The 24,745-nt window shown below is 43.1% G+C and carries 22 protein-coding genes and 1 riboswitch; of the genes, 14 read left to right on the top strand and 8 right to left on the bottom strand.

The genetic code is table 11. The features are described 5' to 3' along the window. Positions 1 to 245 precede the first annotated feature (245 nt). Together phoU and L6C30_RS08835 are read right to left on the bottom strand one after the other, a co-directional pair. Entirely contained in the window at positions 246 to 968 is a 723-nt protein-coding gene (phoU, locus tag L6C30_RS08840) for a phosphate signaling complex protein PhoU (protein ID WP_019838121.1), read from the bottom strand. Between the two features lie 154 nt (positions 969 to 1,122). After that, positions 1,123 to 2,466, bottom strand: a complete 1,344-nt coding sequence (locus L6C30_RS08835) for a TolC family outer membrane protein (RefSeq protein WP_236162890.1) — start codon at positions 2,464 to 2,466, stop codon at positions 1,123 to 1,125. A gap of 432 nt (positions 2,467 to 2,898) precedes the next feature. Here L6C30_RS08835 and L6C30_RS08830 point away from each other — a divergent pair, with 432 nt between their 5' ends. The 7 genes from L6C30_RS08830 to L6C30_RS08800 all read left to right on the top strand — a co-directional run bounded on the left by L6C30_RS08830 (position 2,899) and on the right by L6C30_RS08800 (position 9,677). Then, positions 2,899 to 3,963, top strand: a complete 1,065-nt coding sequence (locus L6C30_RS08830) for a hypothetical protein (protein ID WP_019838123.1) — start codon at positions 2,899 to 2,901, stop codon at positions 3,961 to 3,963. A 99-nt stretch (positions 3,964 to 4,062) separates the two neighbouring features. Continuing rightward, positions 4,063 to 4,210, top strand: a riboswitch (TPP riboswitch). A 102-nt stretch (positions 4,211 to 4,312) separates the two neighbouring features. Beyond that, positions 4,313 to 6,208, top strand: coding sequence for a phosphomethylpyrimidine synthase ThiC (gene thiC, locus L6C30_RS08825; protein WP_236162891.1), 1,896 nt, complete (start codon positions 4,313 to 4,315; stop codon positions 6,206 to 6,208). Positions 6,209 to 6,285: 77 nt separating this feature from the next. Further along, positions 6,286 to 6,906: an NUDIX domain-containing protein gene (locus tag L6C30_RS08820; protein WP_236162892.1), complete on the top strand. Its 621-nt coding sequence runs from the start codon at positions 6,286 to 6,288 to the stop codon at positions 6,904 to 6,906. Between the two features lie 10 nt (positions 6,907 to 6,916). Continuing rightward, entirely contained in the window at positions 6,917 to 7,723 is an 807-nt protein-coding gene (gene cpdA / locus L6C30_RS08815) for a 3',5'-cyclic-AMP phosphodiesterase (RefSeq protein WP_236162893.1), read from the top strand. A 211-nt stretch (positions 7,724 to 7,934) separates the two neighbouring features. Continuing rightward, positions 7,935 to 8,462, top strand: a complete 528-nt coding sequence (gene dksA / locus L6C30_RS08810; protein ID WP_019838128.1) for an RNA polymerase-binding protein DksA — start codon at positions 7,935 to 7,937, stop codon at positions 8,460 to 8,462. A gap of 2 nt (positions 8,463 to 8,464) precedes the next feature. Continuing rightward, entirely contained in the window at positions 8,465 to 9,385 is a 921-nt protein-coding gene (gene gluQRS, locus L6C30_RS08805; protein ID WP_236162894.1) for a tRNA glutamyl-Q(34) synthetase GluQRS, read from the top strand. 52 nt (positions 9,386 to 9,437) lie between these two features. Further along, positions 9,438 to 9,677, top strand: coding sequence for a zinc-ribbon domain-containing protein (locus L6C30_RS08800; protein ID WP_236162895.1), 240 nt, complete (start codon positions 9,438 to 9,440; stop codon positions 9,675 to 9,677). An 11-nt stretch (positions 9,678 to 9,688) separates the two neighbouring features. On the opposite strand, the gene ftsW is transcribed toward L6C30_RS08800, so the two are convergent. The 5 genes from ftsW to L6C30_RS08775 form a co-directional block, all read right to left on the bottom strand. Next, positions 9,689 to 10,885: a putative lipid II flippase FtsW gene (gene ftsW / locus L6C30_RS08795; RefSeq protein WP_236162896.1), complete on the bottom strand. Its 1,197-nt coding sequence runs from the start codon at positions 10,883 to 10,885 to the stop codon at positions 9,689 to 9,691. Positions 10,886 to 10,904: 19 nt separating this feature from the next. Further along, a complete protein-coding gene (murD, locus tag L6C30_RS08790; RefSeq protein WP_236162897.1) occupies positions 10,905 to 12,251 on the bottom strand; it encodes a UDP-N-acetylmuramoyl-L-alanine--D-glutamate ligase in 1,347 nt (448 codons plus the stop codon). A gap of 171 nt (positions 12,252 to 12,422) precedes the next feature. Beyond that, complete coding sequence (locus L6C30_RS08785; protein WP_070154718.1) at positions 12,423 to 12,674, bottom strand: DUF6587 family protein; 252 nt, start codon at positions 12,672 to 12,674, stop codon at positions 12,423 to 12,425. 32 nt (positions 12,675 to 12,706) lie between these two features. Then, positions 12,707 to 14,563 (bottom strand): ferrous iron transporter B, encoded by a 1,857-nt coding sequence (locus L6C30_RS08780; protein ID WP_236162898.1) that lies wholly within the window; start codon positions 14,561 to 14,563, stop codon positions 12,707 to 12,709. Beyond that, positions 14,560 to 14,820, bottom strand: a complete 261-nt coding sequence (locus tag L6C30_RS08775) for a FeoA family protein (RefSeq protein WP_019838134.1) — start codon at positions 14,818 to 14,820, stop codon at positions 14,560 to 14,562. Before L6C30_RS08775 ends, L6C30_RS08780 begins: the two co-directional genes overlap by 4 nt. A gap of 184 nt (positions 14,821 to 15,004) precedes the next feature. Here L6C30_RS08775 and xerD point away from each other — a divergent pair, with 184 nt between their 5' ends. The 4 genes from xerD (at position 15,005) to thrC (ending at position 19,562) form a co-directional block, all read left to right on the top strand. Then, positions 15,005 to 15,922, top strand: coding sequence for a site-specific tyrosine recombinase XerD (xerD, locus tag L6C30_RS08770; RefSeq protein WP_236162899.1), 918 nt, complete (start codon positions 15,005 to 15,007; stop codon positions 15,920 to 15,922). A 123-nt stretch (positions 15,923 to 16,045) separates the two neighbouring features. Continuing rightward, the gene (locus L6C30_RS08765) at positions 16,046 to 16,861 is read left to right on the top strand and encodes a DsbC family protein (RefSeq protein ID WP_070154722.1); all 816 of its coding nucleotides are present in this window, start codon (positions 16,046 to 16,048) and stop codon (positions 16,859 to 16,861) included. 199 nt (positions 16,862 to 17,060) lie between these two features. Further along, a complete protein-coding gene (locus L6C30_RS08760; RefSeq protein ID WP_070154724.1) occupies positions 17,061 to 18,365 on the top strand; it encodes a homoserine dehydrogenase in 1,305 nt (434 codons plus the stop codon). A 57-nt stretch (positions 18,366 to 18,422) separates the two neighbouring features. Continuing rightward, entirely contained in the window at positions 18,423 to 19,562 is a 1,140-nt protein-coding gene (gene thrC, locus L6C30_RS08755; RefSeq protein ID WP_230243873.1) for a threonine synthase, read from the top strand. A 120-nt stretch (positions 19,563 to 19,682) separates the two neighbouring features. Here the strand turns inward: thrC and L6C30_RS08750 are convergent, their stop codons facing one another. Beyond that, complete coding sequence (locus L6C30_RS08750) at positions 19,683 to 20,771, bottom strand: serine hydrolase (protein ID WP_230243872.1); 1,089 nt, start codon at positions 20,769 to 20,771, stop codon at positions 19,683 to 19,685. A 215-nt stretch (positions 20,772 to 20,986) separates the two neighbouring features. On the opposite strand from L6C30_RS08750, the gene L6C30_RS08745 reads away from it, so the two are divergent. From L6C30_RS08745 to L6C30_RS08735, 3 genes are all read left to right on the top strand, one after another. Continuing rightward, positions 20,987 to 21,622, top strand: a complete 636-nt coding sequence (locus tag L6C30_RS08745) for a response regulator (protein ID WP_004975702.1) — start codon at positions 20,987 to 20,989, stop codon at positions 21,620 to 21,622. Between the two features lie 50 nt (positions 21,623 to 21,672). Next, positions 21,673 to 23,238, top strand: a complete 1,566-nt coding sequence (locus tag L6C30_RS08740; protein ID WP_236162900.1) for a PAS domain-containing sensor histidine kinase — start codon at positions 21,673 to 21,675, stop codon at positions 23,236 to 23,238. 73 nt (positions 23,239 to 23,311) lie between these two features. Then, positions 23,312 to 24,745: a sigma-54 dependent transcriptional regulator gene (locus L6C30_RS08735; RefSeq protein ID WP_236162901.1), complete on the top strand. Its 1,434-nt coding sequence runs from the start codon at positions 23,312 to 23,314 to the stop codon at positions 24,743 to 24,745.

Genomic DNA, 24,745 nt, shown 5'->3' with positions numbered 1-24,745 from the left:
ACTACAATATACCACATGATTCTTGCGTGTGATTTTTCTATACTTATTTTGAGAAGATAAGCAAGGATCTCTCGCTATAATAAATATTCTCGATTTCAATCTCAGATTTCCCCCAAAGTCTGAGATTTTTTTATCCAAAATTCAGGCTGTTTCAAATCTTAAAGATCACCCAAAATCTAGAAGAATAATTTAAGCAAAAAAAAGCCCCATCGTCCGATGAGGCTGAATATTCAAAAAAACTGTACTTAGCGTTCCTGTACTTTTTCTTCAATTTCTTTAACGCTGGTATGACGTACGTCCAAACCTTTCACCATATAAATCACTTGCTCTGAAATATTTCGTGCGTGGTCACCAATACGCTCTAATGAACGTAAAACCCACATCACATTAATCACACGTGAAATATGTCGTGGATCTTCAATCATATAGGTCATCAGGGTACGTGTTGCAGATTGATATTCACGATCAATATCAGCATCGGCAAGTAAAACACGTAGTGCTTGATCGACATCTAAACGCGCAAAAGCATCTAGTGCATCATGAATCATGACACGCACCTGGTTACCAATATGACGTGTTTCCATATAGCCACGTGGTGAACCGCCTTCTTCACATAAGTTTTGAGCAATACGGGCAATTTTTGCAGCTTCATCACCAATACGCTCTAAGTCAGTATTGGCTTTAGACATGGCAATCACCATACGCAAATCAATTGCGGCAGGATGACGGCGCGCCAAAATTAATGTTAAGGCTTCATCAATTTCGGTTTCCATGCGGTTGACAGCATTATCTTGGAACTGAACTTCTACCGCCAAAGCTGCATCGGTATCCAAGAGTGCATGAATCGAGTTGGCAACCTGCTGCTCTACCAAACCACCCATGGTCATAAATTTGGTATTTACATCCTGCAAATCTTCATTGAACTGAGAAGAAATATGGTGACTTAACACAGGATTATTCGTACTCAAGGAATACACTCCACAACAAAAGGATAGACTGACGCAATAATTGAATATTAAAGCATAGCAATGATGACGCTTTTATGACATTTTCTCACCAAACTCTCAAGTCTGATCGTTTCCGTCTTTATACAACATACCTGATACAGATGACAAAATGATTTTATATGGCTTTCTGAATCAACCAAGCATTCATTTCCTGTATATCTTGTTCGGTCAACTGCCCAACTGCTGCTTTTAGCTGTAGCACATGCTTTAAATAATCATATTGCGCATTGAGATAATCCTGTTTGGCAGAAAAGGCGTTACGTTGTGCCAACAGTACATCTACCATGGTCTTTAAACCTTCCTGATATTGCGCTTTGGATGCTCGTGCCACCAAATCTGCAGAATTCATTGCAGCTTGCCGCGCCTGCAATTTGGCTTGATCGGTTTCGACTTGTAAATACGCCTGTTTCACATCGGTATTGGCTTTACGAATCGCAGCATCTAATTCAGCTTCAGACTTTTGTACCAAAACTGCTGCCTTTTGCACATTTTTATTGACCCGCCCACCGCTAAACACATTCCAGTTCATTTCAATCCCGACCTGATCGAACTGACCATCGGGCGACATGATACTTTCAGGGCTTTGCTTGGCATAACCATAACTGCCCACAGCTTCTACCTGCGGATAACGTGCTGCTTGCTCAACTCGACGTGCATCTTCGGCATATTGTCGCTGTAAACGTGCCTGCTGAATGGCCAAATTTTGAGTTTGTGCCAATTGTGACCATGCCTCTAAACTTTCAGGCACAGGTTTTTGAAATTGAAAGTCATCACGCAAAACCGCCAAACTTTCGTGATACGGTCCAATCAATTGTGCCAACTGCTCTTGTGCCAAAACCAACTGCACATGTGTGGCAATCCGGTTTGCCCGTGCATTTTGATACTGTGCATTGGCTTCACTAACTTCACTTTTCGCAACCAAACCCTCGCGCAGTTTGGCATTCATCATATTGAGCTGTTCGAGTAAGGCATGTTCTTCTTGTAAATATGCTGCAGTTAAAGACTGTTGTCGCAGTACGTTAAAATACGCTTCTGATACACTCAAAATATGTTGCTGTTGTTGTAAACGTAACGTGACTTCACTCAGGCTTAACGAGGTTTTGACTTGTTTTAGAGCTTGCCAAGCATCCCAACGGAATAAAGGCTGACGTGCTGTTAATGCGATTTGGCGTGAAGTTGAAGATGAAGATGAACTGCTTAAAAATTCAGGTGAGAAACTGACATCATTGAGCTGACTCATTTCCTGACTTTTACGCGTGATATTGCCTGACAAAGTCACAGTTGGCAGTAAATTGCCTTGCGCAAGCCCTAAATTTAATTGATCGGCCTGATATTGTAATTGCTGTGCGCGCCAAGTCGGATCGCTATTTTGAGCACGCTGATAGGCTTGCATTAAATCCAAAGCAAAAGCGCTTGAACTCATCCAACATAAGCATGTCACTAACATCATTTTTTTCATTATTATTCGATCGACCCACTGTGTAAATTCATCAATCCTACTGCAATGTATTTTTACACCGCCCATACTAAAGCGAATTTGCATTTTTTTCGTATGATTTTCATTAATTTGAAAATTTTTCATATTATTTCAATTCATTGCAATACCTAAGCAAAGCCATACACATACTAACAATCGCTGCATAAAGTGGTACTTACTCACAGGCATGTAACCAAACTCTAGCAGAATACTACAATTTACTCCGTGGCTTTGACTTTACAATACAAGCTCTCCCTTCGTCCTTCGATCCAAGTTTCTAAAACTGTGTGCTTCGCAGAGAATATTTGAAATTTAGAATTTTGGTATGAATGACTCATTTTGAATTTTTGGAATCCATTGTGCCTGAAATGAAGGTACTAGATGATGAATGAATACTCATGTTGAATTGCTGTAATGGTTAAATTTCTTCACGCCAGTAAACTTGCCCTGCTGCTTGGGAGTTGTCTGTGTTTGCTCGCTTGCCAAAATTCAGATACACCTCCCGTACCTGAACCACCAAAGGTAGAGACCAGTGCTAGCGAACCTGTAGATTTGACCCAAATGTGTGAAAACATTCAGCACAATATGCAGCAAATTGACAATACTCGCACCACGTTTGCGCTAGAACAAATCAATCAGGATTTAAAAGTCTGCCTACCCTTGCTGCCTTTAAATGAGCAATTAAATTTGCTTAATCTTTCGACCCAAATGTATCAGCGTTTTTTGCATGTGGAACGCAGCGCTGCAGAACAAGCAGCTTTTGATCAACATGCTTTTGATATGGCACAGCATCCGACCATTCAGCAAAGTCATTTTGAAAACTTTGCTTTGCGCGATCAATATTTATTGAAACACAAAGGACAAGCCTATTTAGAGCTATACGATGCTGGTGAAGCACAACAGGTTTATCGCCGTAGCCCGCAATATTTAGCCATTATTTTTGCCCCGTACATGCCCGATGCCGAGCAGATTTTTATTGAAAGAATGGCTAAAGACAATATGCAGCATAGTTTGCGTGATGGTGGGCTCACCCTTGATGCTACCGATTTGGCTGAACGCGCCTTATTTTGGGAAGATTACGTGCAGCGTTATCCTAAAAGTCACTTTATACGCGATGCACGTTACCTAGCCAAAGTGTATGCCATGCTGCTGTTTAAAGGCACAATCAATAATCCTGTTTCACAGGACTATGTCGATGAATCCAGTATCCAACCCGCCGTATTATTTGAAGTTAAAAAACTGGTAAAGTTGCAAAAATCACCCTTAGCAGAACAAGCGCGTAAATTTCTTGCTTTTATACACATGAGCAGTGAACAACGACTCACTGAAATTGCAGTACAGCCCACTGCACGTGAACAGCGTGATTACGGTGATTATGCCTTGGTCCATGCACAGTTGAATCAATATTTAAATTTAAAAAATATCTCAATCGATGCTAAACGTGATTGCTTTAGCGACGCCATTTGCATTACTCGTTAATTGTCCAAAGTCACTCAAGCCTCAAAGCCTTGTCAGGAAGTGCTAGAGAATAAAAGCCACGTGAAGTCTGCTTTTATACCGACAACGTGCTACTATTTATACAGCTTGACGGAGCGCGAGTAATTCCTCGCTGAGATTGTGTCCATTCTTTGTTGCTTGCTCAGTGGCCTGCAACACAGATTTAAACCCAAGTACCGTTGAACCTGATCAGGTTAAAACCTGCGTAGGAATCAAGCCACCTAAAAACCCAGCCACACGGTTAATGTTGAACTATTAAAGTCTCAACAACTCAATTGCAATGTTTTTGGTCGTGCTTGATTCGTTGATTTCATTCTTCAGGATCATTGCAATGAACCAATTAACGAATCTATCCCCTGCTGACATTTCTGCTCAACACGAGCAAGATGCCAAAGATTTAACCCGCATTTTGCCAGCATCGAAAAAAGTCTATATTCAAGGCTCACGCCCAGACATTCAGGTGCCAATGCGTGAAATCGAACTGACCGACACCCCAACAGGTTTAGGCGGTGAGCACAATCCACCACTTATGGTGTATGACACTTCAGGTGTATACACCGATCCAAATGTTGAAATTGATCTAAACAAAGGTTTGCCAAACGTTCGCGAAAGATGGATTGAAGAGCGTCAAGACACCGAAAAACTAGAAACCCTCAGCTCTGTATTTGGGCAAGAGCGTTTACGCGATATCCGAACTGCAGAGATTCGTTTTGCCCATATTCAAAAGCCGCGCCGTGCCAAAGCGGGTAAAAACGTCACCCAAATGCACTATGCCAAACAAGGCATCATCACTCCAGAAATGGAATATATCGCGATTCGTGAAAACCAACGCCAACGCGAAGGTGTCGATATGCGTCAACACCCAGGGCAAAACTTTGGGGCTAAAAACCTCACTGAAATCACGCCTGAATTTGTACGTCAGGAAGTGGCAGAAGGTCGTGCAATTATTCCTGCCAACATTAACCATCCAGAATGTGAACCCATGATTATTGGTCGCAACTTTTTGGTAAAAATCAATGCCAATATTGGTAACTCGGCACTGGGTTCAAGTATTGATGAAGAAGTCGCGAAAATGACTTGGGCGACCCGTTGGGGCGCAGATACCATCATGGATTTATCGACAGGTAAAAACATCCATGAAACCCGTGAATGGATTATCCGCAACTCGCCTGTGCCAATTGGTACTGTACCTATTTATCAGGCACTAGAAAAAGTAAACGGCATTGCCGAAGACCTCACTTGGGAAATTTTTAAAGACACCCTGATTGAACAGGCAGAGCAAGGGGTGGATTACTTCACCATTCACGCAGGTGTGTTATTACGTTATGTACCCCTCACGGCTAACCGCTTAACAGGCATTGTGTCACGTGGTGGTTCAATCATGGCACAGTGGTGTTTGGCGCATCATGAAGAAAACTTCCTTTACACACACTTTGATGAAATCTGCGAAATCATGAAAGCTTACGATGTATCGTTCAGCTTAGGTGATGGTTTACGTCCGGGTTGTATTCAAGATGCCAACGATGAAGCACAATTCAGCGAACTGCGAACTTTGGGTGAATTGACTCACCGCGCTTGGGAACATGATGTGCAAGTGATGATTGAAGGCCCGGGGCACGTACCAATGCACATGGTCAAAGAAAATATGGACTTGCAACTTGAAGTCTGTAAAGAAGCACCATTCTATACACTCGGCCCATTAACCACGGATATTGCACCAGGTTATGACCATATTACTTCTGCAATTGGTGCAGCGATGATTGGTTGGTACGGTACTGCAATGTTGTGCTATGTGACACCTAAAGAGCACTTAGGCTTACCGAACAAAAAAGACGTCAAAGACGGCATCATCACCTATAAAATTGCAGCACATGCGGCTGACCTTGCCAAAGGACATCCGGGCGCGCAAGCACGTGACAATGCCTTATCTAAAGCACGTTTTGAATTCCGCTGGGAAGATCAGTTTAACCTGAGCCTTGACCCAGATACCGCACGCAGCATGCATGATGAAACCATGCCAAAAGAAGCGCATAAATCTGCACACTTCTGTTCAATGTGCGGACCAAAGTTCTGTTCGATGAAAATCACGCAAAACGTGAGAGATTATGCACAAAATCAAAATGCTGCGAACAAAACGGAGCAAGTAGATGCAGAGGTCGAATCAGGTCTCAAAGCCATGAAAACCGCTTATCAGGAACATGGTCAAAAATTATACCATAAGCTCTAGTTTGTTTAAAAAGCGTTTGTATTCAATAAAATCTCAGTTAGGATGAAATTATGCTTTGCTCATCCTGATGAGAATTTATGAAGATTATTCAACAAGCAACTTATGGACAACACGATGCACAGATTCACCAACGTGAATACCTGTATCGTGGTTTTATTCAGGTTGAAAAAGTCAGCCTGAGCCATCGCTTGTTTAATCAAACTACATATACCCCAGTCCTTCAGCGTGAACTCATTCAACGCCCTGAAGCGGCTGGGGTACTCATTTATGATGCACCACAACAAAAATTTGCCCTGATTGAACAATTCCGTATTGGTGCAATTGATGATTGCGACTCGCCTTGGCAACTCGAAGTGATTGCAGGCGTGCTAGATGGCAATGAATCACCTGAAAGTTGCATTCGTCGTGAAGCTTTAGAAGAATCGGGCTGCGAGTTAAAAGAATTACAACATTTATTCAGTTTTTATCCATCTGCAGGGGCATGCGCAGAATTGTTCCACTTATATAGTGCGAACACTACCTTACCACAGGAAGGTGGCGTGTTTGGTATGCCTGATGAAGGAGAAAACATTCAATTACACATTATTGATTATCGGGAAATTCCAAACTTACTGACCAATGGTCGGCTAAAAAATGCACCTGTCATCATGGCATTGCAATGGTTACAACAACAAATTAAAACCGTAAAGGATGTCTAAGGGGTCAGGCATGACTTTATTCTCAAATAATCACCAGCAACGCTGGACCATTGTACAAATTTCCGATACGCACCTCATGAATCAGGAAGATTTAGAGTTTGTGCATATGAATCCTGAACGTAGCTTTCATGCGGTGATGCATGATATTCAACAGCAATACCCGCAGCTTGATGCTATTTTCCATACGGGCGATTTAGCACAAATACCCGTTACTGAAACCTATCAGCGTTATTTGCAGTTTATGCAGACTTTAAATACACCGCATTTCCAGATTCCGGGCAATCATGATGATGTAGCAATTTTTCCATTTCATTTACAGTCCAATCAAGTTCATGCAATTGAGTTGGGTAATTGGAGTGTCATTTTACTCAATACTGCAGTCAAAGGTCGGATCGATGGTTGGATGGATGCAGCACAATTACAACAGTTAGATCAGCTTTTACAGCAACATGCCCATCAGCAGGTGATTATTGCCTGTCATCACCATCCTTTTGATATGCAGTCCCACTGGATTGATCAGCATAAACTTAAAAATACCAAATCCTTAATTGATGTCTTGGCACGACACAACAACGTCAAATTAGTACTGTGCGGGCATGTGCATCAAGACTCACTCAATGAATGGCAAGGGATTCAGTTTTACTCTACGCCTTCAACCTGTGTGCAATTTAAACCGCATAGCCAGCACTTTGCGCTTGGGCCTGAAGCACCAGGTTACCGTGTGTTACATTTGAATGCAGATGGCAGTTATAGCACTCAAGTGCATCGGGTTGAGCATTTCGAACAACAAATAAATTTTGAAATTTCAGGTTATTAACTTTTCATTTTATTTTTTTTGCTTTACTTTATGCCTTCAACAAAAAATGCGATAACACATCCAAACATCAAAGACTATCCATAATCAAAAAAAGTCTATATGATGACGTCCCCCGAAGAAAGAATTCTTTCTGAGGGAGTGGATAAAAACACTTGCATATCACCATATTTTTCGCGTATGAATCTTACGCATATGATGAGGAATGTCCTACATGGCGAATGACAACCTAAATCAAGTCTTGGACGAACAAACAGATCTTGTAGAAGAAAAAGCTACAAAACGCGTGCGTAAGGCGAAGCCAAAGGCTTTAGAGGGTGGTTCTACAGCTAGCTTATTTGGTATTGCACCTTATCAGCCGAAAAAGAATGAAGAATACATGTCTGAAGGACAACTCGAACATTTCCGTCAAATTCTCATGGCGTGGAAAGAAGAGTTAATGTCAGAAGTAGATCGTACACTCAACACCATGCAAGACGAAAATACAGCTTTGCCTGATGTGAATGACCGCGCGACACAAGAAGAAGAATTTGCGATTGAATTACGTACTCGTGACCGTGAACGTAAATTGATTCGTAAAATTGAACAATCTATTGAAGCGATTAAAAACGATGATTATGGTTTCTGTGAAACTTGTGGTATCGAAATCGGTTTGCGTCGCTTAGAAGCACGTCCAACGGCAACACTATGTATTGACTGTAAAACTTTTGCAGAGATCAAAGAGAAGCAAAATAACGGTTAATTGTGACTGTTGAAAATTCCTTAGCGGAGCATACGCGTCAGCGAGATCATATTTCGCTGACACGCTACTCAGGTCGGTTCGCACCATCGCCAACTGGCCCTTTGCATTTTGGCTCTCTTATCACTGCCGTTGCCAGTTATTGCGATGCCAAAGCTCAGCACGGCACTTGGTTGGTACGTATTGAAGATACGGACATTCCACGCATCTACCCAGGCAGTGAAAGCCATATCTTGCGCTGCATAGATACCTTTCAATTTGAACCCGATGCCGAAATTATTTTCCAGAAAGATCGACTTGATCTCTATGCAGCCATATTACAACAATTGCAGCAACGCGGCTTGGTCTATGCCTGTCAATGCACCCGTAAAATGCTTGGCTCCAATCATATTTATGCAGGGACTTGCCGCAATTTAGGCTTAGATTTTACCAATCAAGCGATTCGGGTCAAAGCCACAGACCAAGAAATTTGCTTTCAAGACCGCTTGCAAGGAAAACAATGTTCCAACCTTGCACATGATTTGGGCGATTTTGTCCTGAAACGGCGTGATGGCATTATCAATTATCAATTGGCAGTGGTGGTGGATGATTATCTGCAAGGTATTACCCACGTGGTTCGCGGCGCAGATTTACTCGACAACACCGCACGGCAAATCTATTTGGGACAACTGTTAGGCTACCCTCAACTCACATACACGCACCTGCCTTTAGCCATGAATGCGCAAGGGCAAAAACTGTCTAAACAGAACTTGGCACAAGCTTTAGATTTAGCCCAAGCACCAAAGTTACTGCAAGCCGCTTTAACCGCTTTGAATCAGGCGACTGTCGAATTAGACACGCCTGCACGTATGCTCACACAAGCCATTCAACAATGGGATCTTTCACGTATTCCTGCAGGTACAACTTTACACGGCTATTATTTATAAAACTTAAAATTCAGTTATGCTCAAAGTGAAATGGATCATTTGAGGTTGTGTCATGTTTTTTATTTTTGGTGTGGGACCTAAAACCAAAGTAGTCGAGAAAAAGCAATTTAAATGCCCCGTTTGCCGCACCTGCAGTAACTATAAACTCAGACAGCAACGACAATATTTTTCCTTATTTTTTATTGCCTTGTTCCCTGTGTCTAGACGGCAAAACTCCACGGTCAAGTGTTTACATTGTGGAACAGTCATGCCAAGCATGGTGTTGCACCATACTCAGCACGAAGCGAAATAGAAGAATAAATTCTAGAAATTCGATTCCTCACGGCTTGGGTTAATTTCGTGCGTGCTGGCTTCAATTTTCAGAATCAAACTCACCATCACTGCACACATAATTAACGATGAACCACCATAACTAATAAAAGGCAGGGTCAAACCTTTGGTCGGCAACATGCCCATGTTCATGCCTGCGTTCACCATAATCTGCAATAAGAAAATAATACTGATGCCATAAGCCAAATATCCTGCACGTAAGTACTGGTTTTTTAGGGCACGATGACCAATTTTAATACAGGCAATCAGCATCGCAAAAGACAAGCTCAACACCACAAAAATGCCTAAGAATCCAAATTCCTCACCCAAGACAGCCAACATAAAGTCTGTATGTGCTTCAGGCAAATAGGACATTTTCTGGATACTATGCCCCAAACCCACGCCTACCCATTCACCGCGTCCAAATGCCATTAAAGCATTAGACAACTGATAGCCGACACCCAAAGGATCATTCCACGGGTTTGAAAACGACATTAAACGCTCAAAACGATAAGGCTCAAATACCACCAAAAACACAAAGGCGGCAATAATCGCGCCAAAAGCAATGCCAAACTGAATTAATGGTGCGCCCGCTAAAAAGAACACCCCCAACATGGTCAAGGCAATCACCACTGTCGCACCCAAGTCAGGCTCGGCAATCACCAAACCTACCGTGACTGCCATAATCACAGCAAGACGAATCAACCCTTTAATGTTATTGCGCACTTCTTCGGCACGGCGTACCACATAGTCAGCGGTAAAAATAGCCATCATCACTTTAGCGACTTCGGACGCTTGCAAGGTAAAGCCTGCGACTCGAATCCAGCGTTTAGAACCATTGACCTCAGTACCCACCAACAAGACTGCAGCTAACAAGGCAATGGTCACAATCCACAGAAAAAAGGTGTTGTTAAACCAGGTATTCAGCGGCACTCTATAGGCAATCACGGCAGCGCCCAATGCCACCACAATTGAAATGCCGTGACGCAATACATAGTGAAAGGCATTTTCATGCATACGCTCGGCATAAGGCATCGAAGCCGACGCCACCATGATTGAGCCAATACATAACAACGCCAGTACGCTAAAAATCAGTACATTGCGTACATTCACTTCCGCAGGCAGTTTAGGTAACCAGCGGTCATAGACCTGATTGAGTTTATTGATTGTTGCCTGAGCAAAGCCAGCCATATCTCACACCTTATTGTTGTTATACCAGTGCGTTGACATAAGCAACGAACTTGTGACCACGTTCTGGATAGCCCGAGAACATATCAAAACTTGCACATGCAGGTGACAATAGCACCACATCATGCGCCTGTGTATGTTGTTGGCAGATTTCAACGGCTTGTTGCAAGGTATCTGCAGTTAAGAGTTGGGTTGTTCCTGCAACTGCTGTTTCAATTTTCGTGGCATCTTCACCAATCAACACCGCCAATTTGGCATATTGTTGCAATGATTGACGTAGCGCAGTAAAGTCCTGCCCTTTGCCTTGCCCACCTAAAATAATCGCAACCTTGCCGCCTTGTGCCTGAATTGCTGCGCCCAAGCCATCTAAGGCCGCTAAAGTTGCACCAATATTGGTTCCTTTGGAGTCATTATAATAACGCACCCCATGTAATTCTTTGACGAACTCACAACGATGCTCCAAACCTTTAAAGGTTTTCAGCGTTTCCAGCATGCTGTGCATAGCTAAACCAATGGCTTCACCCAATGCCAAGCATGCTAATGCATTCGCAATATTGTGTGTACCTTGAATATACATCTCGGTACTTTTTAATAAACGCTCACGCCCACGTGCCAACCACATGCTGCCATCATCATCTTTTAACAAGCCATATTGATTTAAGTCAGGCGCATTTAAGCCAAAACTTTGCATAGGAGTTTGATCTGGCACTAACGGACGACTTAAAGCATCATCACGGTTAAACACCACTTTTTTCACACCCTGAAAAATACGATGTTTGGCGGTGTGATAACCCAGCATATCGCCATGACGGTCTAAATGGTCTTCACTCATGTTCAGCACCACCGCCACTTCTGCATTTAAATTCGAGGTGGTTTCTAGCTGAAAACTGGAAAGTTCTAAAATATACAGCTCAGGATTATCTTTGATCAGATCCAACGCAGGACGTCCTAAATTACCCCCTACTGCGACTTTTTTGCCTGCTTGCTCTGCCATTAAACCAATGAGCGTGGTAACGGTACTTTTCGCGTTTGACCCTGTAATTGCCACTATAGGTTTGTCGGTCGCGCGACGTAAAATCTGAATTTCACTCACCACAGGAATACCCTGTGCCATCGCAGACTGAATTTCAGGAAGTTTTGGATCTAGCCCCGGGCTAATCACAATTTCTTCTGCAGACAGCAATAAATCCTGATCAAACTGACCAAAGCGGGTTTCCACGTCGGCAGGAATTTGGTCATGCCCTGGGGGTGTGGGGCGAGAATCTGTCACAGCAACGCGGTAACCCTGATGATGTAAAAAATTAACTGCTGCAACACCAGAAATGCCTAGTCCTGCAACGACTTTTAAACCACCACGTTGTATTAACATTTTTTCCCCATTTTGTGCGCTAATTTTAAAACAGACAAAATAGTAGCACTTTGCTGTTTTGAATGCTTTTTCTGTTTGCAGTTCCTGCAGTTTTTTTTGTGTCAGTGCGTAAAAAAACCGTCATAATGCTGACGGTTTTTTAAAAAAGAATATCCCTACAGTGAATCAACTCTATTTCCACTTCACCGCTTGAACTTCAACTTTCTTTTCTGCGGTTTGGTCTGAATGATCACAACCACAACTACCACCACAGCCTGCCGCTGCTGCAGGTTTTAGCCACTTGGCCAAACCATGCCAGCCTTTTTCAGCACAGAAATTGGACAGTTTTAGAAAAACTGCGCTAGAGGTTTGAGGAAAGACTTTTTTAAAGACGACCACAGCACTCCACAGCACCAATGCAGCAACAATCAGAATTTCAATCATGTTTGTATTCTCCTGTAGGTCAAGCAAATACCTTAACCCAACAAATACGATGCTGTTTGATAAGTCAAAAATGACATGAAATAAGCCAAACCAAATAAATACACCGTCATAAAACTTACTGTACGCCATGAACCTGTTTCACGCTTTACGGTGGCCAAAGTCGCCAAACAATGCGGTGCATAAATAAACCACACCAATAACGACAAACCCGTTGCCAATGACCAGCCCAGTTCACCACCACCGCTAATTAAAGCAGCCAAGCCTTGAGACATAGCATCTTCATCCACTGCAGATAAGGCATAGACTGTGCCTAAGGCAGCCACGACCACTTCACGCGCTGCCATAGCAGGAATCAAGGCAATCACAATTTGCCAGTTAAAGCCCACAGGAGCAAAAATTGGCTGTAATACATGCCCCAGCATCCCTGCAAAACTATAGTCAATTGCAGGCATGGTCGCGCCTTCAGGAGGCTGCGGGAACGTACACAAGAACCACAATAAAATCGACAGTGCAAAAATAATGCCACCGACACGCTTTAAGAAAATTTTGGCGCGATCTAGCAAACCAATCCAAACACTTTTTAGGTCTGGAAAACGGTAGCTAGGTAGTTCCATCAACAAAACATGCTCAGATTTATCTTTTTGCAAAAATTTAAGTACAAAAGATACGCCCAAGGCACTCGCAATGCCTGCCATATACAGACCGAACAAGACTAGACCTTGTAAATTAAACATACCCCAGACGGTTTGATTGGGAATGAATGCAGCGATGAGCAAGGCATATACAGGTAAGCGCGCAGAACAAGTCATTAACGGTGCGACCATAATCGTAGTTAGACGATCACGTGGGTCGGCAATACTACGTGTTGCCATAATACCCGGCACTGCACAGGCAAAACTAGACAGCAATGGAATAAAGGCACGACCACTCAAACCTGCGCTAAACATCAGTTTATCGAGCAAGAATGCGGCACGTGGCAAATAGCCTGATTCTTCCAGAATTAAAATAAACAGGAACAGAATTAAAATTTGCGGCAAGAACACCACCACGCCGCCTGCGCCCGCAATAATGCCATCCACAATCAAGCTGTTCAGCAAAGGATGGCTAATGTTTTCGCCAATCACTTCACCTAACCAGCCAAATAAACTTTCGATGCCATCCATAAACGGTGCAGCCCAAGCAAATACCGCCTGGAAGACAATAAACATCATCACCGCAAGGCTGACTAAACCAAATACAGGATGTAAAAAGATTTTATCGAGGAAGTCGGAGCGTTTGTCTTCTTCATCTACAAACTGCACCACATCATGCAAAATGGTTTGAATACGCTGATGCTGGCTGCCTGTTAGGCCTGTCAATTCTGTCTGCGGAACAGCAAATTTACCCTGATCTAAGGCGTGCATTAAATTTTGAATACCTGAATCACGCACCGCAACAGTTTCCACCACAGGCACACCCAAACGCTCAGACAATTTTTGCGTATTAATTTGCATCCCGCGGCGGCGTGCTTCATCCATCATGTTGAGCACCAATAAAATTGGACGTCCCAACTCAATCATTTCAAGCACTAAACCCAAATGCAGTTTTAGGTTGGTCGCATCGACCACACACAAAAATGCATCTTGCTGACCTTCTTCAGCAATTTTGCCCTGAACCACATCTCGGGTAATGGCTTCGTCGGGACTGGTGGCTTCTAAGCTGTAAGTGCCAGGTAAATCTAAAACCCGCACCGCCTGCCCTGAAGGCAAGCTGAACTGCCCAAGCTTGCGCTCTACGGTAACACCCGCATAGTTTGCAACTTTCTGACGCTTCCCTGTCAAATGGTTAAATAAAGAAGTTTTACCGCAGTTTGGATTCCCTACAAGTGCGATACGTAAGGCATCGCTCATGCAGATGCTCCTTGTTCAATTTCTATGCGTTGAGCTTCTACTTTGCGCAAGGCAAAACGGGTAAATCCCACTTGAATTAAGATTGGATCTCCACCAAAAATACCTTTAGTGATCACCTGAACAGGCGTCCCAGGCACAAAGCCTAACGTTTCTAAGCGATTCGCAACCAAATCATTTAGGGATGTTGCACCATCGGCAGTCCGAAGTACCTGACGGATGATGGCTGTTTGTTTTGCTTTGAGTTCTGACAAACGCACCGTGAAATTCCTATACTATTTTGCCCATTATATACGCAAATGAGAACAATTAACAAATAAGGTCAACTTACATTTGAATGTTTTATATCACATCGACAGCCCTGCTGAATTGGATTAGAGTAGAAAATAACGCTGCTTATTATCAAATTTCTCAATTAATTTTGTGATTTCCACTGTGATGCCTATGCTGAACAAAAAACCTCGTATTCCTGCTGCAATATTAATTCCAGAAGCTCTGAGTTTTTTGGAAGGCTATCGCAACGATTTGATTGCACAAAGTGTTAGCCCGCATACTCGCAATGCCTATTTGTCCGATTTAATTCAGTGCAGCAATTATGTCAGCAAAGCTATGCCTGAATGGGATCATGACGATATTTCGGATGTACTCATCGAACTCACCAAACAACAAAAAAGCCCCCGCTCTATTGCACGTTGCCTGTCTGCGCTGCGTTCTTTTTATAAATTTTTAAGAGAACACAAACTACGTTCTGACAACCCTGTTGCTGCGCATAAAACTCCAAAATTAGGTCGTGCCTTACCCAAAGATTTATCTGAAGCCGATGTGGAAGCTTTAATTCACGCCCCAGATATCAATACTGCACTGGGGTTACGAGATCGTGCCATGCTTGAAGTCTTATATGCTTGTGGTTTACGGGTGACGGAGTTGTTGAATTTACGTTTAGAATTGATCAACCTAAAACAAGGCTATTTACGAATTGTAGGTAAAGGCAATAAAGAGCGTTTGGTACCCATGGGGCAAGTCGCTTGTGAGTGGATAGAAAAATATTTAACCGAATCGCGTCCGCAACTGTATAAAAGTGCCACCGATTATCTATTTTTAACGGTGCAGGGCGGCATCATGAGCCGTCAAAATTTCTGGTATGCCATTAAACGCTATGCCCTGCAAGCAGGGATTCAGGCCGAGTTATCGCCACACACATTAAGACATGCCTTTGCCACACATTTACTCAATCATGGGGCAGATTTACGCGTGGTACAAATGCTACTTGGACACAGCGATTTATCCACCACACAAATTTATACCCACGTCGCACAAATCCGTATGCAGCAATTGCATGCCCAACATCATCCACGGGCTTAAAATAAAAACCACGTAGAAGCATAGACTCTGTTGCCATTTTATAAATAGCAACAGAGTCTAACGATCATGAATATTTTTTGTTATGCTAGCGCTCTATTTTTTGCCAACAAGAAAGGGTTGTTTATGACATTTACCCGCTCGACACTTTTGATTGCCTGCTCACTGGCAAGTGCTTTTGCAATCACCGCATGTTCAAATGCAAACAACGACGATAAAAAACAAACCACGCTCACCGCTAGTGCCCCTGCTACGGGTGAAGCATCAACCCTAATTGAACGCAATGCACAACAGCGATTAAGCACGACCTTGCAACAACATTTTAAAACCGCAGGCATCAACGCCAAAATTACCGACATTAAAGCCACGGAAGTTCCAAATTTATTTTGGGTGAGTCTTGAAGGCATGTCATCGGTCTATGCCACCAGTGACGGCAAATACATTATTCAGGGTGATGTGATCCGTTTAGGTGACAAAGAACTGCATAACGTCAGTGAAAACCTACAAGCAGGTGTGAACAAAAAAATCTTTGCTGAATTAAAGCAAGAAGATTTACTGGTCTTTCCTGCCAAAGGCAAAACCAAACACGTCATTTATGTATTTACAGATGTCAGCTGCCCATATTGCCATCGTCTGCATGAACAAATGGATGAAATGAACGGCAAAGGCATTGAAGTCCGTTATATTGCTTGGCCACGTGGCGAACAGCACATGCCGAACATGGAAGCGATCTGGTGTAGCGAAGACCGTCATGCAGCCTTTAATGCGGTTATGAATGGTGCATCAATTGCGCCTGCCAACTGTAAAAACCCTGTTCGTGCTCAATATCAATTGGGCTTAAATATGGGCGTAAATGGCACACCTGCAATTTATAATGCCGAAGGCATATATTTAGGCGGCTATATGTCTACCGCTGAATTGATCAAGCGTTTAGACAACTAAAAATAGAGTTTCTGTGGATGCTGCATCATTGCAATACACCAAGATGCAGCATCTATAGAGCCATTATAAATAACGATTTCTTATGCGTTATTTTACTTTTTTTTATACGGTAAAGATAAGTGCGATCTGCCCTAGAGTCAGCGCGTTTTTTTAGCTATGATCTAGACTTGCTTAAAGTTATTAAAATATGGAGTGTGACGTGAAACCAGTTCGTCTGGCAATCCTCGGTCTTGGTACTGTGGGTGGTGGTGCCCTTAAACTATTAAAAGAAAATGCTGCTGAGATTAGACGTCGCACCGGTCGTGAAATTGAAATCACTTATGTAGGAACACGCCGTCCGCGTCCTGACCTAAACTTGCCTGAATCGGTCAAGCAAAGCTCAGACCTGATGGACATTGTCCGTCAACCCGATGTAGACGTAGTTGTTGAAGTGATGGGCGGTATTCACCCTGCTTATGACGTGATCATGGAAGCCATGAAACACGGCAAACAGGTCGTGACAGCCAACAAAGCCCTACTTGCAGAACATGGTAATGAGCTGTTTAAAGCGGCTGAAGATAATGCCGTACAAATTGCCTATGAAGCTGCGGTTGCGGGTGGCATTCCAATCATTAAAGTCATCCGTGAAGGTTTGGCTGCCAACAAAATTGAATGGTTGGCAGGCATCATCAACGGTACAGGTAACTTCATTTTAAGCGAAATGCGCGAAAAAGGTCGTGCCTTTGAAGATGTACTGAAAGAAGCACAAGAATTAGGCTATGCCGAAGCCGATCCGACTTTTGACGTCGAAGGTATTGATGCTGCACACAAACTGACCATTTTGGCTTCATGCGCATTTGGTATTCCGCTACAGTTTGACAAGGTCTTTACCGAAGGTATTGGCAAAGTGACCGCACAAGATGTGAAATATGCCGAAGAACTCGGTTTCCGCATCAAACACTTAGGGATTGCCCGTCGTACCGAAAAAGGCATTGAACTGCGTGTTCACCCAACCTTAATTCCTGAAGAAGAATTAATTGCCAATGTTAACGGCGTAAAAAATGCGGTCTTGGTACAAGCCAATGCAGTGGGTCCAACGCTCTATTATGGCGCAGGTGCAGGTGCAGGCCCAACAGCCTCTGCGGTGGTTGCCGATGTCATTGATATTGTCCGTGACATTTCTTATACCGAAGATGGCGCTGGTACAATTCCACAATTGGCATTTGAAGCCTTAACCGACTTGCCAATTTTAAGCCGTGAAGAAATGACTACGGGTTACTACATTCGCATTAATGCCGAAGACCAAACTGGCGTACTAGCCGATGTGACCACGATTTTAAGCCGTGCGGGAATCAGTATTGATGCCATCATGCAGCAATCACGCTTAAAAGACCTTATTCCTATCGTAATTCTGACTGACCCAGTCCTAGAATCGAAAATGGATGAAGCGTTACAACAAATTCAAGCATTGCCAACCATTCATGGCGAAATTGTACGAATTCGTTTAGAATCGCTTGATAATTAATCGGGTGAAGGGGAGTATTTCCCCTTGCCAAGCTCTACACACAATTGGAACATCATCATGTCGAATGCCAATCGTTATACTGGTTTAGTTGACCGTTATCGTGACCGTTTACCAGTGTCTACAACCACACGTGCAATCTCTCTAGGCGAAGGAAACACACCGCTGATTAAGCTTGAGAATATTCCACGCATTATTGGTAAAGATGTTGAAATTTATGTGAAGTATGAAGGCTTAAACCCGACAGGTTCATTTAAAGACCGTGGTATGACCATGGCAGTCACTAAAGCAGTTGAAGAAGGTTCAAAAGCCATTATCTGTGCATCAACAGGTAACACTTCTGCTGCAGCTGCTGCCTATGCTGCCCGTGCAGGTATCAAAGCATTCGTTTTAATTCCTGAAGGCAAAATTGCCATGGGTAAAATGGCACAAGCGATGATGTACGGTGCTATCACCATGCAAATCCGCGGTAACTTTGACGATGGTATGCGTCTAGTCAAAGAAATTGCTGACCATGCACCTGTTACCATTGTGAACTCAATCAACCCTTACCGCTTACAAGGTCAAAAGACCATTGCGTATGAAATTGTAGATGAGTTAGGTCGTGCACCAGATTACCACTGCTTGCCTGTAGGTAACGCAGGAAACATTACTGCACACTGGATGGGTTATACCGAAGCAGTTGCCAACCAACCTGCCGATCAATTCGAGCAAGTGATCTATGACGCAGCAACGGATAAATTCACAGGTCCAAACCCTGAAGGTCGCCCAGTCATGGTGGGTTATCAAGCTTCTGGTGCTGCGCCATTCTTACGAGGTGCGCCTGTAGAACACCCTGAAACTGTTGCAACTGCAATTCGTATTGGTAATCCACAAAGCTGGAACCATGCTAAAGCCGTTGTACGCGATTCAGAAGGTTGGTTTGATGAGCTCACTGATGCTGAAATCTTAGAAGCTCAACGCATGCTTTCAATGTATGAAGGTGTATTTGTTGAGCCTGCATCTGCTGCATCAATTGGTGGTGCAATGCGTGACATCAAAGCAGGTAAAATTAAAGAAGGTTCTGTGATTGTATGTACCGTAACAGGTAACGGTCTGAAAGATCCTGACACTGCCATGAAACAATGTGCAGATGCGGTGATGCTCTCTATTGATGCTACGATGCAACAAGTAAAAGACTCGATTCTTTCAAATATGTAAGTTTTGAATCGTGATCAAAAAAACCTGCATTAGCAGGTTTTTTTGTATTTGGAATCATGCAACTTTAACGGAAGTTGAGTCATACGATTGATAACTCAACGCTCCAAGCTGAATGTGCTCTTAAATACGTTTAGGTAACTGGCTTGCCCAACTCATTAAGCGGGTGGCGTCATTGGTACGTGCTTGTGAAGTAGCTGCACCCAAAAGCACCACCACTGCAGGACGGTTATTTAGAGTGGTATGCATCACCACACAACGCCCTGCTTCATTGATATAGCCTGTTTTAGACAGATTAATATTCCAACCACCATTACGTACCAGTGCATTGGTATTGTTAGATTTTAAAACACGATAACCCAAGTTAAAGTCATAGGTTGGCGTGGTTGAGAATTGGCGGATCAAACCATATTGCGAAGCGGTGCTGACCAAAATACCCAAATCACGCGCAGAAGATACATTACGCGGGTCTAAGCCTGTTGCTTCGGTAAAGCGAGTAGAATGCATACCCAATTCACGCGCTTTAGCATTCATTGCCGCTACAAAGGCATTTTTCCCACCTGGATAAGTACGTGCCAACGCGGCAGCAGCAGGGTTTTCAGATTTCATCAATGCAAACAGTAACGCTTCAGCACGATTTAACTTGTCGCCCACACGCAAGGTTGAACTTGAGTTTTTACCTGCCGCACCTGCAAAATCGATCGATTGCAAAGTGATTTGTTCAGACATATTCAAACGCGCATCAGAGGTCACCACTGCAGTCATTACCTTCGTCACAGAAGCAATCGGTAATGCCACATTGGTATTTTTGCTATACAGCACTTCACCTGTTTGTGCATCCATCACCAAAGCTGCACGTGCATTGACTGACGGTTGGCTACTATAAGCAGACGTATCTAAAATACGGACTGTTTTAGGTGCAGCCGAAGTAGGTGCAACACCATTGCTACTACGTACTGTCGTGGTAATTTTCGTTGAACCTGGCGGTGTAGGTTCAACAAAGCTCTCTAGGCTCGTCTGAGTGCTTGCACTTGTACTTTCTAGATCTCCATTTAAGAGTTGATCGGCTTGCTCCGAAGACCAACTTAAGGTCGCCTGACCGTCGCTCCCAGAGGAAGGATTGATGACAAGTTCAGCAAAACTGACAGAACTTAGGCTGAACATCATAGATGCGACCAGCACATGCATTAACGACTTCTTAGAATTTTTCACGACTGCTTACTCAACTCAGGGAGGTAAGATACATTTGCGTATTACCTCAAATATGCCTTACATTTAAAAATACAATAATGAATCGTTTTTGACACCATAGTGTGCAGAACTTTTCATTCTAGATTAAGAATAGCATTGCTAATTTTGTCGTTTCATTGCAAGCTAATTTTGCTTTATGTAACAAAAAAGATGATTTTTTCAAAGGGAGAGTGTAGGTGATCACAGTTTTAGTAGTCGACGATCATGAATTGGTACGTACTGGGATTTGCCGTATGCTCGAAGACCATGCCGATGTACAGGTGATTGGACAGGCTGAATCGGGTGAAGAAGCGATTACCTTAGTACGTCAGCATCATCCCAATGTGGTCCTGCTTGACGTGAACATGCCAGGAATTGGGGGTGTGGAAACGACACGTCGTCTGCTACAAACTGCTCCAGACACCAAAGTTTTGGCGGTGAGCGGTTTGGCAGAAGAACCTTACCCTTCTTTATTGCTGAAAGCAGGTGCAAAAGGCTATATCACCAAAGGTGCACCTGTCAGTGAAATGGTACGTGCCATTAAAAAAGTCATGCAGGGCGGTAAATACTTCAGTGCCGATATTGCCGAACAACTGGCTAGTTCATACTTATCTGACACACAACAATCGCCTTTTGATAGTCTTTCAGAACGTGAAATGCAAGTGGCGATGATGGTGGTGAACTGTATTAGCGCACAAGAAATTGCCGATAAGTTGTTTGTCAGTGTAAAAACCGTAAATACCTATCGTTACCGTATTTTCGAAAAATTAAATATTGATAGTGATGTCAAACTGACCCACCTTGCCATTCGTTATGGACTGATTAAACCCTAAATGTTCAAGAGTTTTCAACGCTGTTGATGCAAAGATAAGACCTTTATAATATGCCAGAATTAAAACAATATTCTGAGTTAAATCAGTATCATCTTGGCATGTGGTATGGTACTTACCGACTGCTGATTGCCTTTTGTTTGCTGCTGATTACCCTACTCACCTTTCAGCAGCTTGGCACACAATATCAATACCCAGGTTTATATCTGTACACCTTGGTTTGTTATTTTATTTTTAACTGCTTGCAACTGATCAGCTATAAATCCATCCCCTTTAAAATCACGCAACAACTGACCCTATTTTTTGCTGTTGATATTATCGCGCTGAGTAGCCTGACTTTTGCCAGTGATGGACCCAATTTATATTTAAGCCTACTGTTTGTGATCACGATTTTTGCGGCTTCACTCTTGCTGCAAAAGCGTAAAGCCTTAGCAATTACTCTAATCGCGATGATTATGGTGATTTATCAACACTTTGTTGGGAGTTTGCTGGACTTTTCATCACTCAATAATATTAGTCAAAGTGCGCTTTTGGCATTTTTATTTGGGGTGGTTTATGGCAGCGGACGTATTGCTGTACGACGTTTCCAAGTTTTGGAGAATCTAAACTTTTCACAGTCTTTGGAATTAAACCGCCTACAAAATATCAACCGTTATATTTTAGAACAAACCGAAATGGGCTATTTGGTTTTAGACGAAAATTGCCATGTCGTCCTTAGCAACCCTGCCGCCTGTCATCTGCTCGGAATTCATCCCAAATACGCACACGCGACTTATCCATTGTATAAAATTCAGCCCGATTTATTTGATCTGTTCAAATTTGATCAGTTGCATGATGGAGAAAAGTTTCAATTCGAATCGCAACTGAGTCATTTTCATGTGCACATACAGGTCCAAAAACTCAAAGTGCCACATCAAACGCTGACTTTATTGGCGCTGCAGGATGGACGTAAAATTAATCAACAAGTACAGCAACTCAAACTAGCCGCCTTAGGACAACTCTCTGCCAGTATTGCGCATGAAATTCGCAATCCTTTGGCAGCGATTGTACAAGCTAATAATTTATTTACAGGCAGTGACGCTGCCCAGCAACAATTGCTGTCCAACATGATCAGCAAACAAGCGACACGAATTGATAAAATTATTCATGACACGCTGAGCATGGTTAAAAACAAACAAACTACGCCTGTCGCGATTCAGCTCAATCAGTTTTTGCCGCAATTCATTCAGGAAGATTTACCTGATGCAGCGAGTCAAATTCAACTTACACTGACCGAACAACTGAGCATTCTGTTTGATGAATCACAATTACGCCAAGTGCTGATTAACCTGATTCGTAATGCTATTCGACACAATGCTGCACAGCAGCCCATTGAGATTACGGTCTATCCGGAAGCAACTTATATTTATATAGATGTGCGGGATTTTGGTGCAGGTGTCGCCAGTCAAGATCTCCTCTATCTATTCCAGCCATTTTTCAGTACCGAAATCAATGGAACTGGTTTAGGATTGTATCTATCGCATAGTTTTTGCGAGGCCAATCAAGCCAAGCTGAGCTATGTAGAACAAGAACAAGGCGCATGTTTCAGGATGAAATGTCTACGCGCCATTGGCCATTGAATAAACACGATTGATATTGGGTCAATCATGTTGCTATGGATTTGATTTAATTTTGTGTGGTTTTGGGGAAAATATGCACGCTGTTCAACCTTTGGTTTTATTGGTAGATGACGAAGAAGACCTTTGTACCCTCATGCAAATGACTTTGGCACGTATGGGTATTCAAACCCATGTCGCGTATCGTTTAGCAAAAGCCAAGCAGTTATTGGCAGAACATCAGTACGATGCTTGCTTAACCGACTTAAACCTGCCCGATGGCAATGGCTTACAACTGGTTGAATGGATTACCGAACAATATCCAAATGTGCCTGTTGCTGTATTGACCGCTTACGGCAATATGGATATTGCGATTGCTGCGTTAAAAGCGGGTGCATTTGACTTTGTCAGTAAGCCTGTCAATCAAATACATTTACAGCAACTCCTTGAAAAAGCACTGAACAAACCGTTCGACACCACCGATCATCACAGCCAAGATCAGCTCGAATATAAAATGTTGATTGGGCAGTCTTTGCCTATCCAGCAATTACGCAGTACCATCAAAAAAATTGCGCGCTCGCAAGCGCCTGTGTTTATTACAGGCGAATCGGGTACGGGAAAGGAAGTTGTAGCCAATTTGGTTCACCGCTTAAGCAACCGCAACGAAGGACCATTTATTGCAATTAACTGCGGCGCGATTCCCACCGAACTCATGGAAAGCGAGTTATTTGGACACAAAAAAGGCAGCTTTACAGGCGCGACTCAAGACAAACAAGGTCTGATTCAATCTGCACATGGCGGCAGCTTATTTTTAGACGAAATTGCCGAACTGCCACTGAGCATGCAAGTCAAACTGCTGCGTGCCGTTCAGGAAAAGCGCATCCGTCCTGTGGGTTCAGACAGCGAAATTGATGTTGATTTTCGGGTGATCAGTGCCAGTCATCAGGACTTAGAAAGTTTAGTTCAGCAAGGACGTTTCCGTCAGGATTTATTCTTCCGAATTCACGTGATGGATTTGGTCTTGCCTGCCCTGCGTGAACGTGGACAAGATATTCTATTATTGGCAGACCACTTCATTCAAAAAGTTGCGCAAGAATGGGGTATTCCTGCCAAACAACTGACGCCACGCGCCCAGCAATTTTTATTAGATCAATACTATCCGGGCAATGTGCGTGAATTACGCAATATAATTGAACGTGCCATTACCCTGAGTGATGAGGATGTTATTGATCTCAAACACTTACAAACTGCACCCTTACGCCAATTCAGCATAAGCAATACAGCAACAACTGAACCACAGCCTGTAGCAGAAATCTCGCAGCAGATCGTGACAGATGTTTTGTTGACAGGGCGTAAACTGCCTGAAGAAGGCTTAGAGGCCTATTTGGAAAAAGTGGAAAAAGACATTTTACTGAACGCACTGCACCTGACCCACTGGAATCGTACCTTGGCGGCAAAAAAATTGGGCATGTCTTTCCGTTCTTTGCGTTATCGTCTGAAAAAATTTGGATTAGATACTGAAGATGAGTAA

The sequence above is a fragment of the Acinetobacter sp. KAM396 genome (assembly GCF_021602765.1).
GTDB classification, from domain to species: domain Bacteria; phylum Pseudomonadota; class Gammaproteobacteria; order Pseudomonadales; family Moraxellaceae; genus Acinetobacter; species Acinetobacter towneri_A.
The sequence above is the reverse complement of the archived record's forward strand: the minus strand, read 5'-3'. Positions and strand labels throughout refer to the sequence as shown.

Coding starts and splice junctions, on each gene's coding strand:
- L6C30_RS08820 (WP_236162892.1), top strand. CDS start 6,286: ATGAAGATTATTCAACAAGCAACTTATGGACAACACGATGCACAGATT.
- L6C30_RS08830 (WP_019838123.1), top strand. CDS start 2,899: ATGGTTAAATTTCTTCACGCCAGTAAACTTGCCCTGCTGCTTGGGAGT.
- L6C30_RS08765 (WP_070154722.1), top strand. CDS start 16,046: ATGACATTTACCCGCTCGACACTTTTGATTGCCTGCTCACTGGCAAGT.
- ftsW (WP_236162896.1), bottom strand. CDS start 10,885: ATGGCTGGCTTTGCTCAGGCAACAATCAATAAACTCAATCAGGTCTAT.
- thrC (WP_230243873.1), top strand. CDS start 18,423: ATGTCGAATGCCAATCGTTATACTGGTTTAGTTGACCGTTATCGTGAC.
- cpdA (WP_236162893.1), top strand. CDS start 6,917: ATGACTTTATTCTCAAATAATCACCAGCAACGCTGGACCATTGTACAA.
- murD (WP_236162897.1), bottom strand. CDS start 12,251: ATGTTAATACAACGTGGTGGTTTAAAAGTCGTTGCAGGACTAGGCATT.
- L6C30_RS08785 (WP_070154718.1), bottom strand. CDS start 12,674: ATGATTGAAATTCTGATTGTTGCTGCATTGGTGCTGTGGAGTGCTGTG.
- L6C30_RS08835 (WP_236162890.1), bottom strand. CDS start 2,466: ATGAAAAAAATGATGTTAGTGACATGCTTATGTTGGATGAGTTCAAGC.
- L6C30_RS08740 (WP_236162900.1), top strand. CDS start 21,673: ATGCCAGAATTAAAACAATATTCTGAGTTAAATCAGTATCATCTTGGC.
- thiC (WP_236162891.1), top strand. CDS start 4,313: ATGAACCAATTAACGAATCTATCCCCTGCTGACATTTCTGCTCAACAC.
- dksA (WP_019838128.1), top strand. CDS start 7,935: ATGGCGAATGACAACCTAAATCAAGTCTTGGACGAACAAACAGATCTT.
- L6C30_RS08780 (WP_236162898.1), bottom strand. CDS start 14,563: ATGAGCGATGCCTTACGTATCGCACTTGTAGGGAATCCAAACTGCGGT.
- xerD (WP_236162899.1), top strand. CDS start 15,005: ATGCTGAACAAAAAACCTCGTATTCCTGCTGCAATATTAATTCCAGAA.
- L6C30_RS08800 (WP_236162895.1), top strand. CDS start 9,438: ATGTTTTTTATTTTTGGTGTGGGACCTAAAACCAAAGTAGTCGAGAAA.
- L6C30_RS08735 (WP_236162901.1), top strand. CDS start 23,312: ATGCACGCTGTTCAACCTTTGGTTTTATTGGTAGATGACGAAGAAGAC.